Origin of the sequence: Micromonospora sp. NPDC005172, from assembly GCF_040608555.1 — a bacterium.
GTDB lineage: Bacteria > Actinomycetota > Actinomycetes > Mycobacteriales > Micromonosporaceae > Micromonospora.
The window spans coordinates 184,023-199,154 of record NZ_JBEXIL010000003.1 but is presented as its reverse complement, the minus strand read 5'-3'; the positions used below and the strand labels follow the sequence as shown (position 1 = coordinate 199,154).

General features: G+C 72.2%; 15 protein-coding genes and 1 pseudogene. 9 read left to right on the top strand and 7 right to left on the bottom strand.

The annotated features are described in order from the left end of the window. Positions 1-128: 128 nt before the first annotated feature. From ABZV06_RS03615 to ABZV06_RS03605, 3 genes are all read left to right on the top strand, one after another. A complete protein-coding gene (locus ABZV06_RS03615) occupies positions 129-953 on the top strand; it encodes a hypothetical protein (RefSeq protein ID WP_355618413.1) in 825 nt (274 codons plus the stop codon). A gap of 32 nt (positions 954-985) precedes the next feature. Beyond that, positions 986-1,639: an HAD family phosphatase gene (locus ABZV06_RS03610; protein WP_355235387.1), complete on the top strand. Its 654-nt coding sequence runs from the start codon at positions 986-988 to the stop codon at positions 1,637-1,639. Positions 1,640-1,712: 73 nt separating this feature from the next. Next, positions 1,713-2,723 carry an NADPH:quinone reductase gene (locus ABZV06_RS03605; protein WP_355618301.1) on the top strand — a complete coding sequence of 337 codons (1,011 nt, stop codon included), beginning with the start codon at positions 1,713-1,715 and terminating at the stop codon, positions 2,721-2,723. Positions 2,724-2,909: 186 nt separating this feature from the next. Here the strand turns inward: ABZV06_RS03605 and ABZV06_RS03600 are convergent, their stop codons facing one another. After that, a complete protein-coding gene (locus ABZV06_RS03600) occupies positions 2,910-4,544 on the bottom strand; it encodes a fatty acid--CoA ligase (protein ID WP_355235764.1) in 1,635 nt (544 codons plus the stop codon). A 71-nt stretch (positions 4,545-4,615) separates the two neighbouring features. On the opposite strand from ABZV06_RS03600, the gene ABZV06_RS03595 reads away from it, so the two are divergent. Then, complete coding sequence (locus ABZV06_RS03595) at positions 4,616-5,107, top strand: NUDIX domain-containing protein (RefSeq protein ID WP_355235393.1); 492 nt, start codon at positions 4,616-4,618, stop codon at positions 5,105-5,107. Between the two features lie 185 nt (positions 5,108-5,292). Here the strand turns inward: ABZV06_RS03595 and ABZV06_RS03590 are convergent, their stop codons facing one another. Then, a complete protein-coding gene (locus tag ABZV06_RS03590; protein WP_355235395.1) occupies positions 5,293-6,969 on the bottom strand; it encodes an MDR family MFS transporter in 1,677 nt (558 codons plus the stop codon). 175 nt (positions 6,970-7,144) lie between these two features. Then, positions 7,145-7,537, bottom strand: a pseudogene (locus ABZV06_RS03585) (DJ-1/PfpI family protein); the annotation flags it as partial. 127 nt (positions 7,538-7,664) lie between these two features. Between ABZV06_RS03585 and rfaE2 the strand changes: the two are divergent. Both rfaE2 and ABZV06_RS03575 read left to right on the top strand, forming a co-directional pair. Further along, a complete protein-coding gene (rfaE2, locus tag ABZV06_RS03580; protein ID WP_355618298.1) occupies positions 7,665-9,461 on the top strand; it encodes a D-glycero-beta-D-manno-heptose 1-phosphate adenylyltransferase in 1,797 nt (598 codons plus the stop codon). Next, positions 9,458-10,333: a glycosyltransferase family A protein gene (locus tag ABZV06_RS03575; protein ID WP_355235401.1), complete on the top strand. Its 876-nt coding sequence runs from the start codon at positions 9,458-9,460 to the stop codon at positions 10,331-10,333. Before rfaE2 ends, ABZV06_RS03575 begins: the two co-directional genes overlap by 4 nt. Here the strand turns inward: ABZV06_RS03575 and ABZV06_RS03570 are convergent. Genes ABZV06_RS03570 through ABZV06_RS03560 form a run of 3 tightly spaced genes read right to left on the bottom strand, consistent with a single transcriptional unit; the run spans position 10,323 to position 12,483 of the window. Then, positions 10,323-11,429, bottom strand: coding sequence for a glycosyltransferase family 9 protein (locus tag ABZV06_RS03570; protein ID WP_355618295.1), 1,107 nt, complete (start codon positions 11,427-11,429; stop codon positions 10,323-10,325). The two genes, ABZV06_RS03575 and ABZV06_RS03570, sit on opposite strands and share 11 nt — an antisense overlap. Positions 11,430-11,437: 8 nt before the next feature. Continuing rightward, entirely contained in the window at positions 11,438-11,986 is a 549-nt protein-coding gene (locus ABZV06_RS03565) for an Hsp20/alpha crystallin family protein (RefSeq protein WP_355235407.1), read from the bottom strand. Further along, positions 11,983-12,483, bottom strand: coding sequence for a DUF2231 domain-containing protein (locus tag ABZV06_RS03560; protein WP_355235410.1), 501 nt, complete (start codon positions 12,481-12,483; stop codon positions 11,983-11,985). Before ABZV06_RS03560 ends, ABZV06_RS03565 begins: the two co-directional genes overlap by 4 nt. Positions 12,484-12,649: 166 nt before the next feature. Here ABZV06_RS03560 and ABZV06_RS03555 point away from each other — a divergent pair, with 166 nt between their 5' ends. After that, entirely contained in the window at positions 12,650-13,267 is a 618-nt protein-coding gene (locus ABZV06_RS03555; protein ID WP_355235413.1) for a pyridoxamine 5'-phosphate oxidase family protein, read from the top strand. 4 nt (positions 13,268-13,271) lie between these two features. Here ABZV06_RS03555 and ABZV06_RS03550 read toward each other — a convergent pair whose 3' ends face one another. Further along, complete coding sequence (locus ABZV06_RS03550) at positions 13,272-13,829, bottom strand: DUF4240 domain-containing protein (RefSeq protein WP_355618292.1); 558 nt, start codon at positions 13,827-13,829, stop codon at positions 13,272-13,274. 62 nt (positions 13,830-13,891) lie between these two features. On the opposite strand from ABZV06_RS03550, the gene ABZV06_RS03545 reads away from it, so the two are divergent. Both ABZV06_RS03545 and ABZV06_RS03540 read left to right on the top strand, forming a co-directional pair. Continuing rightward, positions 13,892-14,080, top strand: a complete 189-nt coding sequence (locus tag ABZV06_RS03545) for a hypothetical protein (RefSeq protein WP_355618289.1) — start codon at positions 13,892-13,894, stop codon at positions 14,078-14,080. 150 nt (positions 14,081-14,230) lie between these two features. Then, a complete protein-coding gene (locus tag ABZV06_RS03540; protein WP_355235420.1) occupies positions 14,231-15,088 on the top strand; it encodes a patatin-like phospholipase family protein in 858 nt (285 codons plus the stop codon). The last annotated feature ends 44 nt before the right edge of the window (positions 15,089-15,132 follow it).

Sequence of the window (15,132 nt, the reverse complement as noted above, 5' to 3'; positions counted from 1 at the left end):
CCCGTCACCCTCCGGCAGTAGGTTCGGCGTCACCCCGGACGGCCCGCCGTCCGGGGTGACCATGCGGACGCGGAACGGCGGAGGTGCGTGTGACGGCGCTGGACGAGCCGGGGCGGACCGCCCGGGTGATGTGGACGTACTTCGAGCCGGTGCACGCGGTCACCTACTTTCACCCCCGGGCCCGCGCCGCGTACGAGGCTGTCGGGTTACGCGGCTACTGGCGGGGCTACTTCGCCGGCCGTACCGCGCCGCTGGGCGCCGCCGAGGCGCCTCCGGTGATCGCCGCGTTCTTCAGCTTCGCACCGCCGATGGTGAGCCGGGCGCTGCCGGCGATCTGGCAGCTCGCCGCTCCGCAGGAGGCGCTGCGCGCCCGGCTCACCGGCGCGGTGCAGGCCCTCGCGGAGCTGACCTACGAACTGCCCGAGGGGCACCTGGCCGAGGCCGCCGACCTGTTGGAGCGGGCCGCCTCGGCAGCGCAGACCGCCGGTCGGGTGCTCGGCGCGGCCAACGCGGCGCTGCCGGTCGGGGAGTACCCCCTGGCCCGGCTCTGGCAGGCCGCCACCACGCTGCGCGAACTACGGGGTGACGGGCACATCGCCGCCCTGGTGGCCGCCGGCCTGGACCCGGTGGAGACGCTGGCCTGGCGCGTGGCGGGGGACATGTCGGCCCAGAGCCTGCTCGGGCGGGGCTGGTCCGAGGAGCAGTGGCGGGCCGCCCGGGAACGGCTGACGCGGCGCGGCTGGCTGGCCGGGGACGGCACGCCCACCGAAGCCGGCCGTGCCGGGTTCCAGGCGATCGAGGACGCCACCGACCTGGCCGCCGGGCATCCGTGGCGGGCGCTCGGCCCGGACGACACCGGACGCCTGCGTGACCTGCTGGAGCCGATGGCCCGGGCCTGCCACGGGGTGATCCCGCCCGACAGCCCGATCGGGCTGCCCGCGCTGGCCGCCTGACCGGCGGCCCCTCCGTCGGGCAGGATGGGCGCGTGGTGGATGCGGTGGTCTTCGACCTGGACGGCGTGATCGTGGATTCCGAACCGGTGTGGGAGGAGGTCCGGCGGGCGTACGTGGCGGCACACGGTGGCACGTGGCAGCCCGACACCCAGCGCCGGTTGATGGGCATGAGCACCGGCGAGTGGGCGCACTACCTCAGCGGCGAGTTGGGCGTGCGGCGCACCGCCGAGCAGGTCGCCCACGAGGTGGTGCGGGAGATGGCGCAGCGCTACCGGGAGCACGTGCCGCTGATCGACGGCGCCGACGCCGTGGTGCGCCGGTTGGCCGCGCGGTGGCCGCTCGGGTTGGCCAGTTCGTCGCCGACGCGGCTGATCGCGGCGGCGCTGGACGCCACCGGCCTGACCGACGCGTTCGGCGCGACCCTGTCCACCGAGGAGACCGAGCGGGGAAAGCCGGCACCGGACGTGTACCTGAGCGTGGCGCAGCGCCTCGGCGTCGACCCGGCCCGCTGCGCGGCCGTGGAGGACTCGTCCAACGGCGTGCGTTCCGCCGCGGCGGCGGGGATGCGGGTGGTGGCGGTGCCGCACGGGTCGTACCCCCTCGATCCGGACGCCGCCGGGCTCGCGGCCGTGACGCTCGGGTCGGTCGGTGAGTTGACCCCCGAGCTGGTGGACGGTTTGGCATGACGGGAACGGTGCGGGGTACCGCAGCAGACGGCACGCCGGCGGCGTGCCGCGCCGGCCAGCGAGGGGATCACTGATGAAGGCCATCGTGTACGAGCGCACCGGCGACCCGTCGGTGCTGGGGCTGGTGGATCGGCCGGTGCCCGAGCCGGGTGCGGGCGAGGTGCTGGTCCGGATGGCGGTGTCGGGCGTAAACCCGACGGACTGGAAGTCGCGGCGGGCCTTCCCGCCGGACGGGTGGCAGATCCCGGGGCAGGACGGCGCGGGCGTCGTCGAGGCGGTCGGCGAGGGCGTCGACCGTGAGCTGATCGGCGAGCGGGTCTGGATCTGGGAGGCGGCCTGGCAGCGGCAGTGGGGCACCAGCGCGGAGTACACGCTGGTGCCGGTCCGGCAGGCGGTGCCGCTGGGCGACGCCTCGTTCGAGCTGGGTGCCAGCCTGGGCATTCCGTTCCTCACCGCACACCGCTGTCTGACGGCCGGCGAGTTCATGCCGGACGCGTTGCGCGTCGGCGCGCTGGCCGACCACGTCGTGCTGGTGCAGGGCGGCGCGGGCGCGGTCGGCAACGCGGCGATCCAGCTCGCCCGCTGGGCCGACGCCACGGTGATCGCCACGGTGAGCAGTGCCGAGAAGGCGCAGCTAGCGGCGGCGGCCGGCGCCTCGTACGTGATCAACTATCGCGAGCAGGACGTGGTCGAGGAGGTCGGCAAGATCGCCCCCGACGGGGTCCACACGATCGTGGAGGTCGCCCCGGCGAAGAACTCGGCGATGGACGCGCAGATGATCCGCAACGGCGGGGCGGTCTGCGTGTACGCCGACAACGGCGGAACCGAGATGACGCTCCCGATCCGACCGCTGTACGTGGTGAACGCCCGGTGGCAGTTCGTGCTGGTCTACACCGAGCCGAAGGCGGCCAAGGCGCAGGGCGTGGTCGACGTGGCGGCGGCCGCCAACCAGGGCGGCATCCGGGTGGGCGCGGATGCCGGCCTGCCGCTGCACCGCTACCCGCTCGCCGACACCGCTGCGGCGCACCAGGCGGTCGAGGACTCGGCGGTCGGCAAGGTGCTGATCTCCACCAGCGACGCCTGAACGGGTCGACGGACACCCGATTTCCCCGTCACCGGGACAGAGGCGAACAATTTTCGCAACAATGACGGTGCGGGGTCACCCGCATGGAGCGGGCGGCCCCGGCGCGGTGCGAACGCCGGGGCCGCCCTCTGGGGAGGAATGTCAGGAGTACTCCTCTGCCCATAGGCGACGGTGCCCGTTGAAACGTTACGGTGCTGTCAGCTCCCGGACACTGAGCTCACCTTCGGCGTACCGCGAACGGACGACTTTCTTGTCGAACTTGCCCACGCTGGTCTTCGGCACCGTGTCGATGAACGCCCACCGCTCGGGCAACTGCCAGCGTGCCACCGAGCCGGCCAGGAAGTCCCGCAGCTCCTCGGCGGTCACCGAGGCGCCCTCCCGGACCACCACGGTCGCCAGTGGCCGCTCGTCCCACCGCTCGTCCGGTACGCCCACCACGCAGGCCTCCAGTACGGCCGGGTGACCCATCAGCGCGTTCTCCAGCTCCACCGACGAGATCCACTCCCCGCCGGACTTGATCACGTCCTTCGCGCGGTCGGTCAGCGTGATGTACCCGTCGGTGGAGAGCGTGCCCACGTCGCCGGTGCGCAGCCAGCCGTCGCGGAACTTCTCCGGATCAGGGGCGTCCTCACCGACGTACCGGGCGGTCACCCACGGCCCACGGACCTCCAGCTCGCCCACGGCCGTGCCGTCGGCGGGCAGCGGCTCGCCCGACGGCCCGACGATCCGCGCCTGCACGCCGGCCGGCACGCGGCCCTGCGTGTAGCGGTAGCGCCACGCCTCGTCGCCGGACACCCCGGCGGGCGGACGCGAAACCGACCCCAGCGGCGACATCTCCGTCATCCCCCAGGCGTGGATGACGTCGATCCCGTGCCGCTCGTCGAACGCGTGCATCAGCGCCGGCGGACAGGCCGACCCGCCGACGATCACCTCGGTGAGCGACGAGGTGTCCACGTCGTGGCCGTCCAGGTAGGCCAGCAGGTCGGTCCAGATGGTCGGCACCGCGCCGGCCAGGGTGGGCTGCTCGGCGGCGATCATCTCGGCGATCGGCGCGGCCTGGAGGAACCGGTCCGGCATGATCAGTGACGCGCCGGAGAGGAACGCCGCGTACGGCAGACCCCACGACATGGCGTGGAACATCGGCACGATGGCCAGCTCCCGGTCGGTCGGTCCGAGACCGAAGCCCTCCGGCATGCAGACCTGCAACGAGTGCAGGTAGATGGACCGGTGCGAGTAGGCGACACCCTTGGGGTTGCCGGTGGTGCCGGACGTGTAGCAGAGCGCCGCGGCATCCCGCTCGTCCACCTCCGGCCAGTCGTACACGTCGGGCCGGTCGGCGAGCAGCGCGTCCCAGTGGTGCACGGTGATCCGGTCGCCGGCCGCCTCCTCCAGCGGCGTCGGATCGCCACCGCCGACCACCACCACGTGCCGCACGGTGGCCAACTCGCCGATCACCCGGGCCAGCAGCGGTATGAGCGTGCTGTCGACGAGCACCACCCGGTCCTGCGCGTGGTTGGCGATGTACACGACCTGGTCGGGGAAGAGCCGGATGTTGAGCGTGTGCAGTACCGCGCCCATGCTCGGCACCGCGAAGTAGGCCACCAGATGCTCGTTGTTGTTCCACATGAAGGTGGCGACGCGCTCGTCGCCGGTCACCCCGCACTCGTCGCGCAGCGCGTGGGCCAGCCGGGCCGCCACTCGGCCCACCTCGGCGTACGTCATCCGGCGGGGCTCGGCGCCCGTCCAGGTGACCACCTCGGCCGTGCCATGCACCCCTGCGCCGTGATCGAGGATCCGCGAGACCTGCAGGGGGGCGTCCATCATCGTGCTACGCATGGGTAACAAGCTAGTGTCGGCGGTCACACGTTGGGAACCCCCGTAAATTGTCGCGGGTGAGCATCTCTTGGGCCGACTCGTACGTGGGGCAGTTACGCGCGCTGGCTGGGGACCGGACGCTGATGTTCGTCGGCGCCCGTGCCGTGGTCAGTGACAACGTGGGGCGCATCCTGCTGATCCAGCGCTCCGACAACGGCCAGTGGGCCATGCCCGCCGGGGCGATGGAGTTGGGCGAGTCCATCGCCGACTGCGCGGTACGCGAGGTCCGCGAGGAGACCGGACTGCGGGCGCTACGGGTCTGCGCGTTCGCCCTCTACACCGGCCCGGACCGGACCAGCACCAACATGTACGGGCACACGTACCAGGTCTTCACCACGGCGTTCAAGGTGGAGGACTGGGACGGGCAGCTCACCCGGGTCACCGACGAGACCACCGACGCGGGCTTCTTCGCCCGCGACCGCTTCCCCGCCCCACTCTCCGCATCGGTCCTGGAGACCCTTGCCGATCTGGACGTCTTCGAGAAGACGAACCGGCTGATCCTCAAGTAGCGCGGCGGTGGCGTCCTGCTGGCGGACGCCGCTTCGGTGATGTTCAAGAAGTAGCTCTGATACGGCTGAATCGGGTGCGGATCTGCTGATGAGCGTGATGCCTCTCAGTCATCAAGATGACTGAGAGGCATCACGCTCATTCGGGAGTTGCCCGCCCTGGCGGAGAGGCCCGGGCGAACGCGCGGTCAGATCATCGTCTGGGACTTGGCCTCCATGTCGGCGGCGGCCTCTTCCTTGGACTCGCGGGTCAGCGGCTTGCCGCCCGGTGCCGGCGCCTCGCCGCCGAGCGGGTCGGCCCCGCCCTTGGCACCCTGCGGGCCGGCACCCCGCAACTCGCTGTTGGGCATCGCCAGGGTCACCAGCACCGCCACGATGGCGACGAGCCCTGCGGTCAGGAAGACCAGGTGCAGCGACTCCACGAACGACGCCTGGATGGCGGCCCGGACGGCACCGGGCAGCGCCATGATCGTCGCGGGGTCGTTGATCGAGATGTTCGTGCCGCCACTCGCCGCCACCGCGGCCCGCTGCTCCGGTGGGAGCTGGGCGATCGCACCGGGCAGCCGGTCGGCGAGCTGCGAGTTGAGCCGCGACGAGAGCACCGTGCCGAGGATCGCCACCCCGAACGAACCACCCAGCGACCGGAAGAACGTCGCCGACGAGGTGCCGGCACCCAGGTCCCGGACGGAGACCGCGTTCTGCACCGCGAGGACGAGCGACTGCATGCACAGGCCGAGGCCGACGCCGATCACCACCATGAAACCGAACGCCACCCAGAGCGACGTACCCACCTGCAACCGGGTGAACAGCAGCATGCCGACCAGCAGGGTCGCCGCCCCGGCCACCGGGAACCACTTGTAGCGGCCGATCCGGCTCATCGCCCGACCGGTGACGATCGAGGTGACGATGATGCCCGCCATCATCGGCAGCATCAGCAGACCGCTGCGGGTCGGCGAGGCGCCCTTGACGATCTGGAGGTACAGCGGGATGAAGATGATCGACCCGAACATCACCAGACCGAGCACGAAGCCGGCCGAGTTGGCCAGGGCGAAGGTGGCGCTGCGAAACAGCCGCAGCGGCAGGATCGGCTCGGCGACCCGCGCCTCCTGGAGCACGAAGAGCGCGGCCAGCACCGCACCGGCGACGAAGAGACCGATGATCAACCCGGAACCCCACGGGTACTCGTTGCCGCCCCAGCTCAGCGCGAGCAGGAGGCTGCTCACCCCGGCCACCAGCAGGCCGGCGCCGAGCCAGTCGATCGCGTGGTCCCGGCGCTCGAACGGGATCAGCCGCATCACGTGGTAGCAGACCACGATGGCCAGGATCGCCAGCGGCACGTTGATGTAGAAGATCCATCGCCAGTCGGTCTCGGCGAAGTATCCACCGACCAGCGGGCCGGCCACCGACGCGATGCCGAACACCGCCCCGAAGAGGCCCTGGTAGCGGCCTCTCTCCCGGGGTGAGACCACGTCCGAGATGATCGTGAACGCCAGCGTCAGCAGGCCGCCGGCACCGAGACCCTGGATACCTCGCGTGATGATCAGCTGGGTCATGTTCTGCGACAGCCCGGCGAGCAGCGACCCGAGCAGGAACGTGCCGATCGAGAAGAGGAAGACCGGGCGACGCCCGTACAGGTCGGCCATCTTGCCGTACAGGGGCGTCGAGGCGGTCGAGGCGAGCAGGTACGCCGTGACCACCCACGAATAGTGGTTGATGCCGCCCAGCTCACCGACGATCGTCGGCAGGGCCGTACCGACGATCGTCTGGTCGAGGGCGGCGAGCAGCATGCCGGTCATCAGGCCCAGCATGAGGAGTCTGATCTGCTGGCGGTTCAACACCGGTGCAGCGGAGGCGTCGGCAGTCATACGTCCTTCTATCCGCCACACCCCAGAACATGCACGCAACCCGCGCCCATATCGGCGTTGATCATGAAGTTATTGCCCTGACACGCCGAACTCGACGGCAATAACTTCATGATCAACGGGGTGAAGCGGGGTCGGGAGGGGAGGGGAGGGGGAGGGGGCGTGGGGGGAGGGGTTAGGAGGTGATCCGTCGGCCTCGGACCACGTCCGCCTCGATCAGCGTCCACGGGCCGTGGCAGATCACCCCGACCGGCTTGCCAGCGTCGAAGAACGCCTTCACGAACCGCACCGCGTCCGGGTCCGACCGCAGGAAGTCCGGGTTCGCCACACCGCCGGGGAGCACCAGCGCGTCGTATCCGGCGGCGTCCGCCTTGTCCGCGGTGACGTCGACGTCGTACGTCTTGGACTGGTCGAGGTGGTTGAAGGACTGGATGGAACCGGGCTTGAGCGAAACCAGCTCGGCCGTCGCGCCAGCGTTCTCGACCGCCTCGCGCGGCTGGACGTACTCGACCTCCTCGACGCCGTCGGCGGCCAGGAAGGCGATCCTCTTGCCCTGCAATGTCGCTGCCATCTCGGTACATCTCCTCTCGGAGGTACGTCAATGTCCTTCCCGCGCCCTACCGACCGAAACACCCCACGACGGGCATCACGCCAGCGGCCCAGGTTTGTCCCGAGGGCCGCTGGGGACCCGGGGAGGCATGGCAGGAGCAGCAGCGGAACAGCGCAGGCTCGCCACCGTCGTGGAGAGCTGGCTCGGGCGTCCCGTCCTGATCGTCGGTGACGCCATGCTGGACGAGTGGCGGTTCGCCGATTCCGACCGGCTCTGCCGGGAGGCGCCCGCCCCGGTCCTGACCCTGCGCCGGCGGATCTCCGCAGCCGGCGGGGCCGCGAACACCGCGGTCAACGTCGCCACCCTCGGCGGTCGGGCCGTCCTGGTCGCGCCGGTCGGCGCCGACGTGGCCGGAGACGAACTGCACGACTGTCTGGACCGGGCGGGCGTCTGGGACCGTACCGTCAACCAACCCGGCAGGCCCACCCCCGTGAAGCGGCGGATGCTGGCCGGCAACCAGATCCTGCTCCGGGAGGACTCCGGCGACCCGGACGACGCGCTCGACCCGGAGGGCGTGACCCGGCTGCTCACGGCGCTGGACTGCGCCACCGAGGAGCTGCGCGCCGCCGCCGGCGGCGAGGCGCCCACGCTGGTGGTCTGCGACTACGGTCTGGGAGCACTGCCCGCGCCGGTCCGCGCGTGGCTGGTCGAGCACCGCGAGCGGTACGCCACGGTGGCGCTGGACGCCCACGACCTCGCCGACTGGCGGGGGCTCGCGCCGACAGTCGTCACCCCGAGTTTCGCCGAGGCCACCCGGCTGCTGGCCCGCGCCGGTGGCGCGACCCGTCCGACGTCCGGTGCCGACCTGCACCTGGAACACCCCGACAACGATCCGGCCGACGGGCCGTCCGAGCTGAGCGTCGGGGCAGCCCCGGGCGGGGCCCGCGCCGACGACCGACCCGGTCCGGTCGGCGAGCCCACGCCGGGCGAGAGTCGGGTGGCCCTCACCGGCGACGGTCTCAGCGTCACCGGCACCGGCGTCACCGTGAACACCGAGGCCGGCGCGGGCGTGGACCGGGCCGTGCTGGCCGAGTCGCGCCTGGCCGAACTGCACGCCCACACGGGCGCCGACGTCGTCGCGGTGACCCTGGACACCGACGGTGCGGTGGTCGGCGGCGCGGACGGCGAGCGGCGGCGCAGCCACAGCACGCCGGTGCCGGCGAGTCACGCCGTGGGGGCGGGAGACGCGTACCTGGCGGCGATGACCCTGGCCCTGGCCGCCGCCGCGCCCCTGCCCACCGCCGCGCAGCTCGCCCAGCTCGCGGCCACCATCACGGTCTCCGACACCGGCACCTGCGTATGCCTGCGCGAGGACCTGCTCGCCGCCCTCGACATGCCGCCGGAGGCCACCGGGCACCCGGCCGTGGTCGGCACCGACGAGTTGGACGCGATCGTCGCCGAACACCGCGAGGCGGGACGGTCGGTGGTGTTCACCAACGGCTGCTTCGACGTGCTGCACCCCGGGCACGTGCGCTACCTGGAGCAGGCTCGCGCCCTGGGTGACCTGCTCATCGTGGCGGTCAACTCGGACGGCAGCGTCCGCCGGCTCAAGGGTCCGGACCGGCCGGTCAACCCGGTCGAGGACCGTGGCACCCTCCTGGCGGCGCTGTCCTGCGTGGACCACGTGGTGGTGTTCGAGGAGGACTCGCCCGCCGCGCTGATCGAGGCGGTCCGGCCGGACGTCTACGTCAAGGGCGGGGACTACCCACCGGAGCTGGTCCCGGAAGCGCCGCTGGTGCGGCGGCTGGGCGGCCAGGTGCGCACCCTCGGGTACGTGCCGGACCGGTCCACCTCCGCGATCATCGAGCGAATCCGGTCACACGGTCAGGACCCGTCGTCGTACGCCTCCGACCCGTCGCTGAGCACCCGCACCCAGTCGTCGTGAACCGGCCCCTCGACCTCGGCACCCCGGCGGAGTTCCGCGCCGACCGGCTGGTCGACGTGCTGATCCCGACCCGTAACCGGCCCACCGAACTGGCGGTCACCCTGGCCGGGCTCGCCGCGCAGGAGGGGGTGCCCGGCTTCGGCGTGGTGGTCAGTGACCAGTCCGACTCCGAGCCGGCGTACGCCCACCCCGCGGCGGCCACCATGGTCCGGGCGCTGCGGCACGGCGGCCACCCGGTGCTGCTGACCCGTCGGCTGCCCCGCCGGGGCCTGGCCGAGCACCGCGCGTACCTGCTCGCCGCGTCGGCCGCCCGGTACGTGCTCAACCTCGACGACGACGTCTGGCTCGAGCCCGGGGCGCTGCGCCGGCTGGTCACCGCGATCGGGGAGCTGGGCTGCGGGTTCGTCGGCAACGGTGTGCACGGCCTGTCGTACACCGACGACGTACGGCCGGACACGCACGGGCACTACGAGGAGTGGACCGGGCCGCCCGTCCCGGAGCGGGTGCGTCCGGGCACCCTCGAATGGGACCGCGCCCGGATCCACTCGGCGGCCAACCTGCTGCACGTCACGTCCGCCGTGGGGCTTCCGCCGGGCGGGTGGCGGGCGTACAAGGTGTCCTGGATCGGCGGGTGTGTGCTCTACGACCGTGCCAAGCTCCTCGACTCCGGCGGGTTCGACTTCTGGCGTCGGGTGCAGGAGAGACACCAGGGTGAGGACGTGGCCGCCCAGCTCGCGGTGCTGGCCCGGCACGGCGGGGCGGGCATCCTGCCCAGCGGCGCGTACCACCTGGAGACGCCCACCACGGTCACCGAGCGGGACGTGGAGGCGTGGGAGGTCGTCCTCGCCGACGAGGGCCTGACTACGGGTTGAGCAGTTCGCGGGCCGCTTCCCGCACCTCGGCCACGGGGACGTCCGTGACGAACGAGTCGCGGTGCGGGCACTCGCCGTCGCCCGGCCGGTGCGGGTAGATGCCCGGCGTGCAGTCCACGCCGCAGACCGGGCAGTGCACCATCCAGGAAGCGATCGGCCGGTGCCGGCCCCGCAGCGGGTTCGCCGTGTTGATCAGGTTGCCGACCCAGAAGATGCCCACCGTGGGAGCGCCCACCGCGGCGGCCAGGTGCAGCGGACCGGTGTCGTTCGAGACGACGAGCGCACAGTCGGCGTAGCAGCCGGCCAACGCGCCGAGGCTGAGCGTGCCCACCTGCGGCCGTACCGGCACTCCGGCCGCCGCGACCACCCGGTCCACCACCTCCCGCTCCGACGGCGTACCGGTCACCAGCACCTCGTAGCCGTCGTCGTGCAAGGCGTCCGCCACCTCGGCGAACCGTTCGGCCGGCCAGCGTCGCCGGGTGTCGCTGGCACCGGGATGCAACGCCACCCGGGGTCGGTCAGGCGGACCGAGCACCCGCTCCGCCTCCGCCCGGTCGGCGTCGGTGACCGCCAGCGTCGGCACGATCGTGGTCGCCGGAGCGCCCACCAGGGCCACCGTCTCCAGGTAACGGATCACCTCGTGCTGGTAGTACACGTAGCGGACCCACCGGTCCAACGGCGGCGCGTCCTCGGCGCGCAGCCCCACGGTCACCCGGGCACCGAGGCGGCTGATCAACGGGTTCGAGTTGGCGCCCCCGCCGTGGATCTGCACCGCCAGGTCGAAGCCCTCGGCACGGGCCGCCGCCACGAAGTCGTCCATCGTCGACGGCGACTCGTCCGCCTCCGGCTCGCGGATGCCCGGGCCCGGCGGCACCACCAGCACCCGGTCCACCGGGCCGGGCCGGTCGCGCCAGAGCTTCGCGTGCCACGGCGCACCGAGCAACACGATCTCCGCCGAGGGGTACGCGGCACGCAGCGCGTCCAACGCCGGTAGCACGAAGATGAAGTCGCCAAGGGCGTTGGCGCGCAGCACCGCGATCCGCCGCACGTTGTCGACTCGCCCGGCCGTCGGGCCGAGCAGGGACGGGGTGACCACGCGGCCCGCTACGGCCGGTCGATCTCGCCGGCGGTGTCCGGGTGGTGCAGCTCCCGGTCCGCAGCGGGGTCGGCCGGCACCGGCGTACCCCCGGACAGGCCGCCGGAGCGCGGCCCGGTGCGGCCGACGGTGATGGTGCGCGGCGTCGGTCGCGCCGCCCGGGGCAGGTGGACCCGCAGCAGTCCATGGTCCATCACCGCGTCGATGCCCTCCGGGTCGACCCGCGACGGCAGGTCGACGCGGTACTCGAAACCGCGCGTCTCGAAACCGCCGGGGATGCCCTGGTCGGCGTTGACCTCCGCCTCGGAGCGGGCCCGCACGCACAGCTCACGGTCGTCCAGCTCGACGGCGACCTCCTCGGGCGCGACGCCGGGCAGCCGCACGACGACCTGCCAGCCGTCGGCGGTCTCGGTCAGCTCGACGTCGGACGCCCCGGCCCGGCCGCCGACCAACCGGCTCAGCTCGGCACGCAGCGACTGCAACTCGCCCATCGGGTCCCAGCCCTGCTGCCGGCTGCGCCATCCCCGGCCGAAACCACCGGCCTGCTGCTCGCTCATCGCGCGTCTCCGATCCGCTGGGTGGTGGGTCGCAGTGAGCTGGGCGCGTTCAGATCGGCGTCGCGGTCGACGCCCACACCGAGCCGGTCGACCAGCTCGCCACCGAGCCAGGCGCTGATGCCGAGAATCGCCACCGCGACGATCTCGATGGCGATGAGCGCGCCACCGGCGGCCCGCGAGTCGGCGTTGAGCCGCACCGCCCAGACGGCGGCGAAGAGCAGGATCACCGCGACGTTCGCGCCCGCGTGCAGCAGACCCACCCGCTTCGCACGGGTGCCGGTCGGAATCGCCAGCAGGTCGAACGAGCCGGCCGCCGCGGCGAGCAGGCCGCCGATCAACCCGACGGTGATGTTCCAGTACGCGACCTCGCCGAGGAAGTCGGGCCCGCCAACGGTGTCGATGATGTCGAAGAGCACCGCCGTGACCAGCAACGCGACCGGGAACATGACAAGCATCGGATGGACTGGGTGACCCAGCACCTTGAGTCGGCTCTCCATGTCCCGGCCTCCACTGGTGGGCGCTTTCGCGAACGGTACGTGCGGCGGGCGTGTCGCGTGAGGCCGTACCCCCGGCGGTCGGGGGGCAAACCTCGATGGCCACGCGGGCCTAGGCTGGCGATGGTGGCGCGCCCGCCACCCTGGTCAACGGCTCAGGGAGGATCACGTGACGGTGGAGATCACCACGCACGAGGAACTGCGCGAGCTGCTCGGGACACCGCACTCCCGGGCCGCCAACAAGGACCGCCCCCGCCTGCACGAGCGGGACCGGCAGTGGCTCGCCGCCGCGCCGTTCTGCCTGCTGGCCACGGCCGGCGCGGACGGCAGTTGCGACGTCTCGCCCAAGGGCGACCCGGCCGGGTTCGCGCTGGTGCTCGACGACACGACCATCGCGCTGCCGGAGCGGCCGGGAAACAAGCGCGCGGACGGCTACCAGAACATCCTGGACAACCCGCATGTCGGGCTGCTCTTCCTGATCCCGGGCCGCACCGACACGCTGCGCATCAACGGACGGGCCCGCCTGGTCCGCGACGCGCCCTGGTTCGACGACATGGTGGTCAAGGGCCACCGGCCGGTGCTGGCCGTCGTGGTGGAGATCGAGCAGATCTTCTACCACTGCGCGAAGGCGTTCCTGCGGTCCGCGCTGTGGCAGCCCGAGACCTGGCAGCCTGACGTCCTGCCGTCCCGCGCCCGCCTGATCAAGGAGGTCGAGGCGCCCGTCGAGAGCCTGGAGGAGCTGGAGAGCCACTACGGCCCGGAGTACGCCAAGAAGATCTACGTCTAGGCGGTCAGCTCGACCAGCCGGCCGGATTGCCGAACGACTCACGGGAGATGCCGGAGCCGGTCTCCGGCCACGACCCGAACCGGTCGTTGTGCAGGTGGGCGAAGAAGTAGCACATGCTCTCGCACTCGGCGTCGAACACGGCGAGGGCGGGCGTGGCCCGGACCGCCTCGTAGTAGTCACGGCCGAGAGCGACGATGAAGCCCCGGCAATAGAGGAAGCCGTCGTCCGAGCCGTCGGTCACCTCGTGGATGTCGTCGCGGTCGATGTCGTGCAGCTTGCGCTCCACCACCCGGTCGAGGTCGGTCAACTCCTGCCTGGACAGTCCGGCGGAAAGGTGCGTGAGGCGGTCCAGGAAGGGGGACAGCCACCGGTCGATCGCCGAGGACCGCTCATCGTCGTCGGGCTCGTCGTCATCGTCGGCCGGATCGCGCTCGACCAGGGCTCGCCGCAGCGCCTGCGGCTCCGCGCCCAGCTCCGCCCAGGCGGACTCGATGAGCGCCCACAGTCGGGCCTCGTCGGCGGAGGTCGGCAACGTCCCGGTGGCATCGGTGGTCACAGTCACGCGCGGACCGTACGTCGCACCACCGACAGATCCGCTCACTGTGGAGCGTCTAACCTTCCCTGGTGGACGCTGACGACTGGCTGGCAGACACGCGCACGTCGTACGACACGGTAGCGGTCAGTTACGCGGACCTCGTCCGCGACTTCCTGGCGACCGCGCCCTACGAGCGGGCGGCGCTGGCGTTGTTCGCCGACCTCGTGCGCGTCGCGGGCGACGGTCCGACAACGGGTTCGCGGTCGAGGCCGAGATGACCGTGACCTCGCCCGAGAGCAAGCTCGGCGGGATCACCTTCGGCCGGCGGAAGCCCTGAGCCGACACACCCGTTGGCAGCCCTCCGCGGCCCCTGCTACCTTGAAACTGCGAACACCGTTAGCAATAACGGAACGGGGATTGGGGAAGCGATGACGGACGAGACGCGGCCGGTCTGGGTTCTCGGTGGTGGCGGGGTCGTCGGCATCGCCTGGGAGGTCGGTGTCCTCGCCGGTCTCGCCGACGAGGGGCTGACCGTGGACGCGGACGCGGTGCTCCTCGGCACGAGCGCCGGCGCCGTGGTGGGCGCCCAGATCGCCAGCGGAACACCCCTGCCCGAGCTGTACGAGCGCCAGCGACAGGGCGTGCCCCACGAGACCGCACCCGCGCTGGGCCTGCTCAGCCTCCTGCGGCTCGCCCGGGCACAGATGTTCGCCCGCAGCCCCGAGCAGGCCGCCCGCCGCCTCGGCCGACTCGCCCTCTCGGTGCACATCGACGACCCGTCGCGGCAGCGCCGGATCGCCGAGGCCCGACTGCCGGACCACACCTGGAAGGACGCCGATCTCCGCGTCACCGCCGTCGACGTCGAGTCGGGCACCCTCCGCGTCTTCACGCGGCACGACGGCGTGCCCCTCGTGGACGCCGTCGCCGCGAGCTGCGCCATGCCGCTGTCCGCGGCTCCGGTGACGGTCGACGGGCGTCGGTACATGGACGGCGGCATGCGGTCGGCCCTCAACTTGGACCTCGCACCCGGGAACGGCCCGGTGATCGCCCTCGTGCCGAGCACCGCCGCCATCGGGCCGTGGGCCCGCGTCGAGAAACAGCGGGCCACCCTGGGCACGGGTCGCCGGGTCGAGCTGCTGCTCCGCGACACCGCGTCCAAGCGGGCGCAGGGCACGAGCGTGATGGACCGGTCCGTCGTCCCCGCCCTCGTGGCCGCCGGACGGGACCAGGGCCGGCGCGAGGCGCCCCGCGTGGCCGCCGCCCTCGCCACGACCAACCAACCGTAGGCAGCGGGGCAGGTGCCCGCTTCCAGGCGACGATCGCCATCGAC

What these genes read in the sequence shown, in the direction of transcription:
- rfaE2 (WP_355618298.1), top strand. Translation starts at nt 7,665, where the DNA reads ATGGCAGGAGCAGCAGCGGAACAGCGCAGGCTCGCCACCGTCGTGGAG.
- ABZV06_RS03615 (WP_355618413.1), top strand. Translation starts at nt 129, where the DNA reads ATGTGGACGTACTTCGAGCCGGTGCACGCGGTCACCTACTTTCACCCC.
- ABZV06_RS03605 (WP_355618301.1), top strand. Translation starts at nt 1,713, where the DNA reads ATGAAGGCCATCGTGTACGAGCGCACCGGCGACCCGTCGGTGCTGGGG.
- ABZV06_RS03560 (WP_355235410.1), bottom strand. Translation starts at nt 12,483, where the DNA reads ATGGAGAGCCGACTCAAGGTGCTGGGTCACCCAGTCCATCCGATGCTT.
- ABZV06_RS03565 (WP_355235407.1), bottom strand. Translation starts at nt 11,986, where the DNA reads ATGAGCGAGCAGCAGGCCGGTGGTTTCGGCCGGGGATGGCGCAGCCGG.
- ABZV06_RS03540 (WP_355235420.1), top strand. Translation starts at nt 14,231, where the DNA reads ATGACGGACGAGACGCGGCCGGTCTGGGTTCTCGGTGGTGGCGGGGTC.
- ABZV06_RS03600 (WP_355235764.1), bottom strand. Translation starts at nt 4,544, where the DNA reads ATGGACGCCCCCCTGCAGGTCTCGCGGATCCTCGATCACGGCGCAGGG.
- ABZV06_RS03590 (WP_355235395.1), bottom strand. Translation starts at nt 6,969, where the DNA reads ATGACTGCCGACGCCTCCGCTGCACCGGTGTTGAACCGCCAGCAGATC.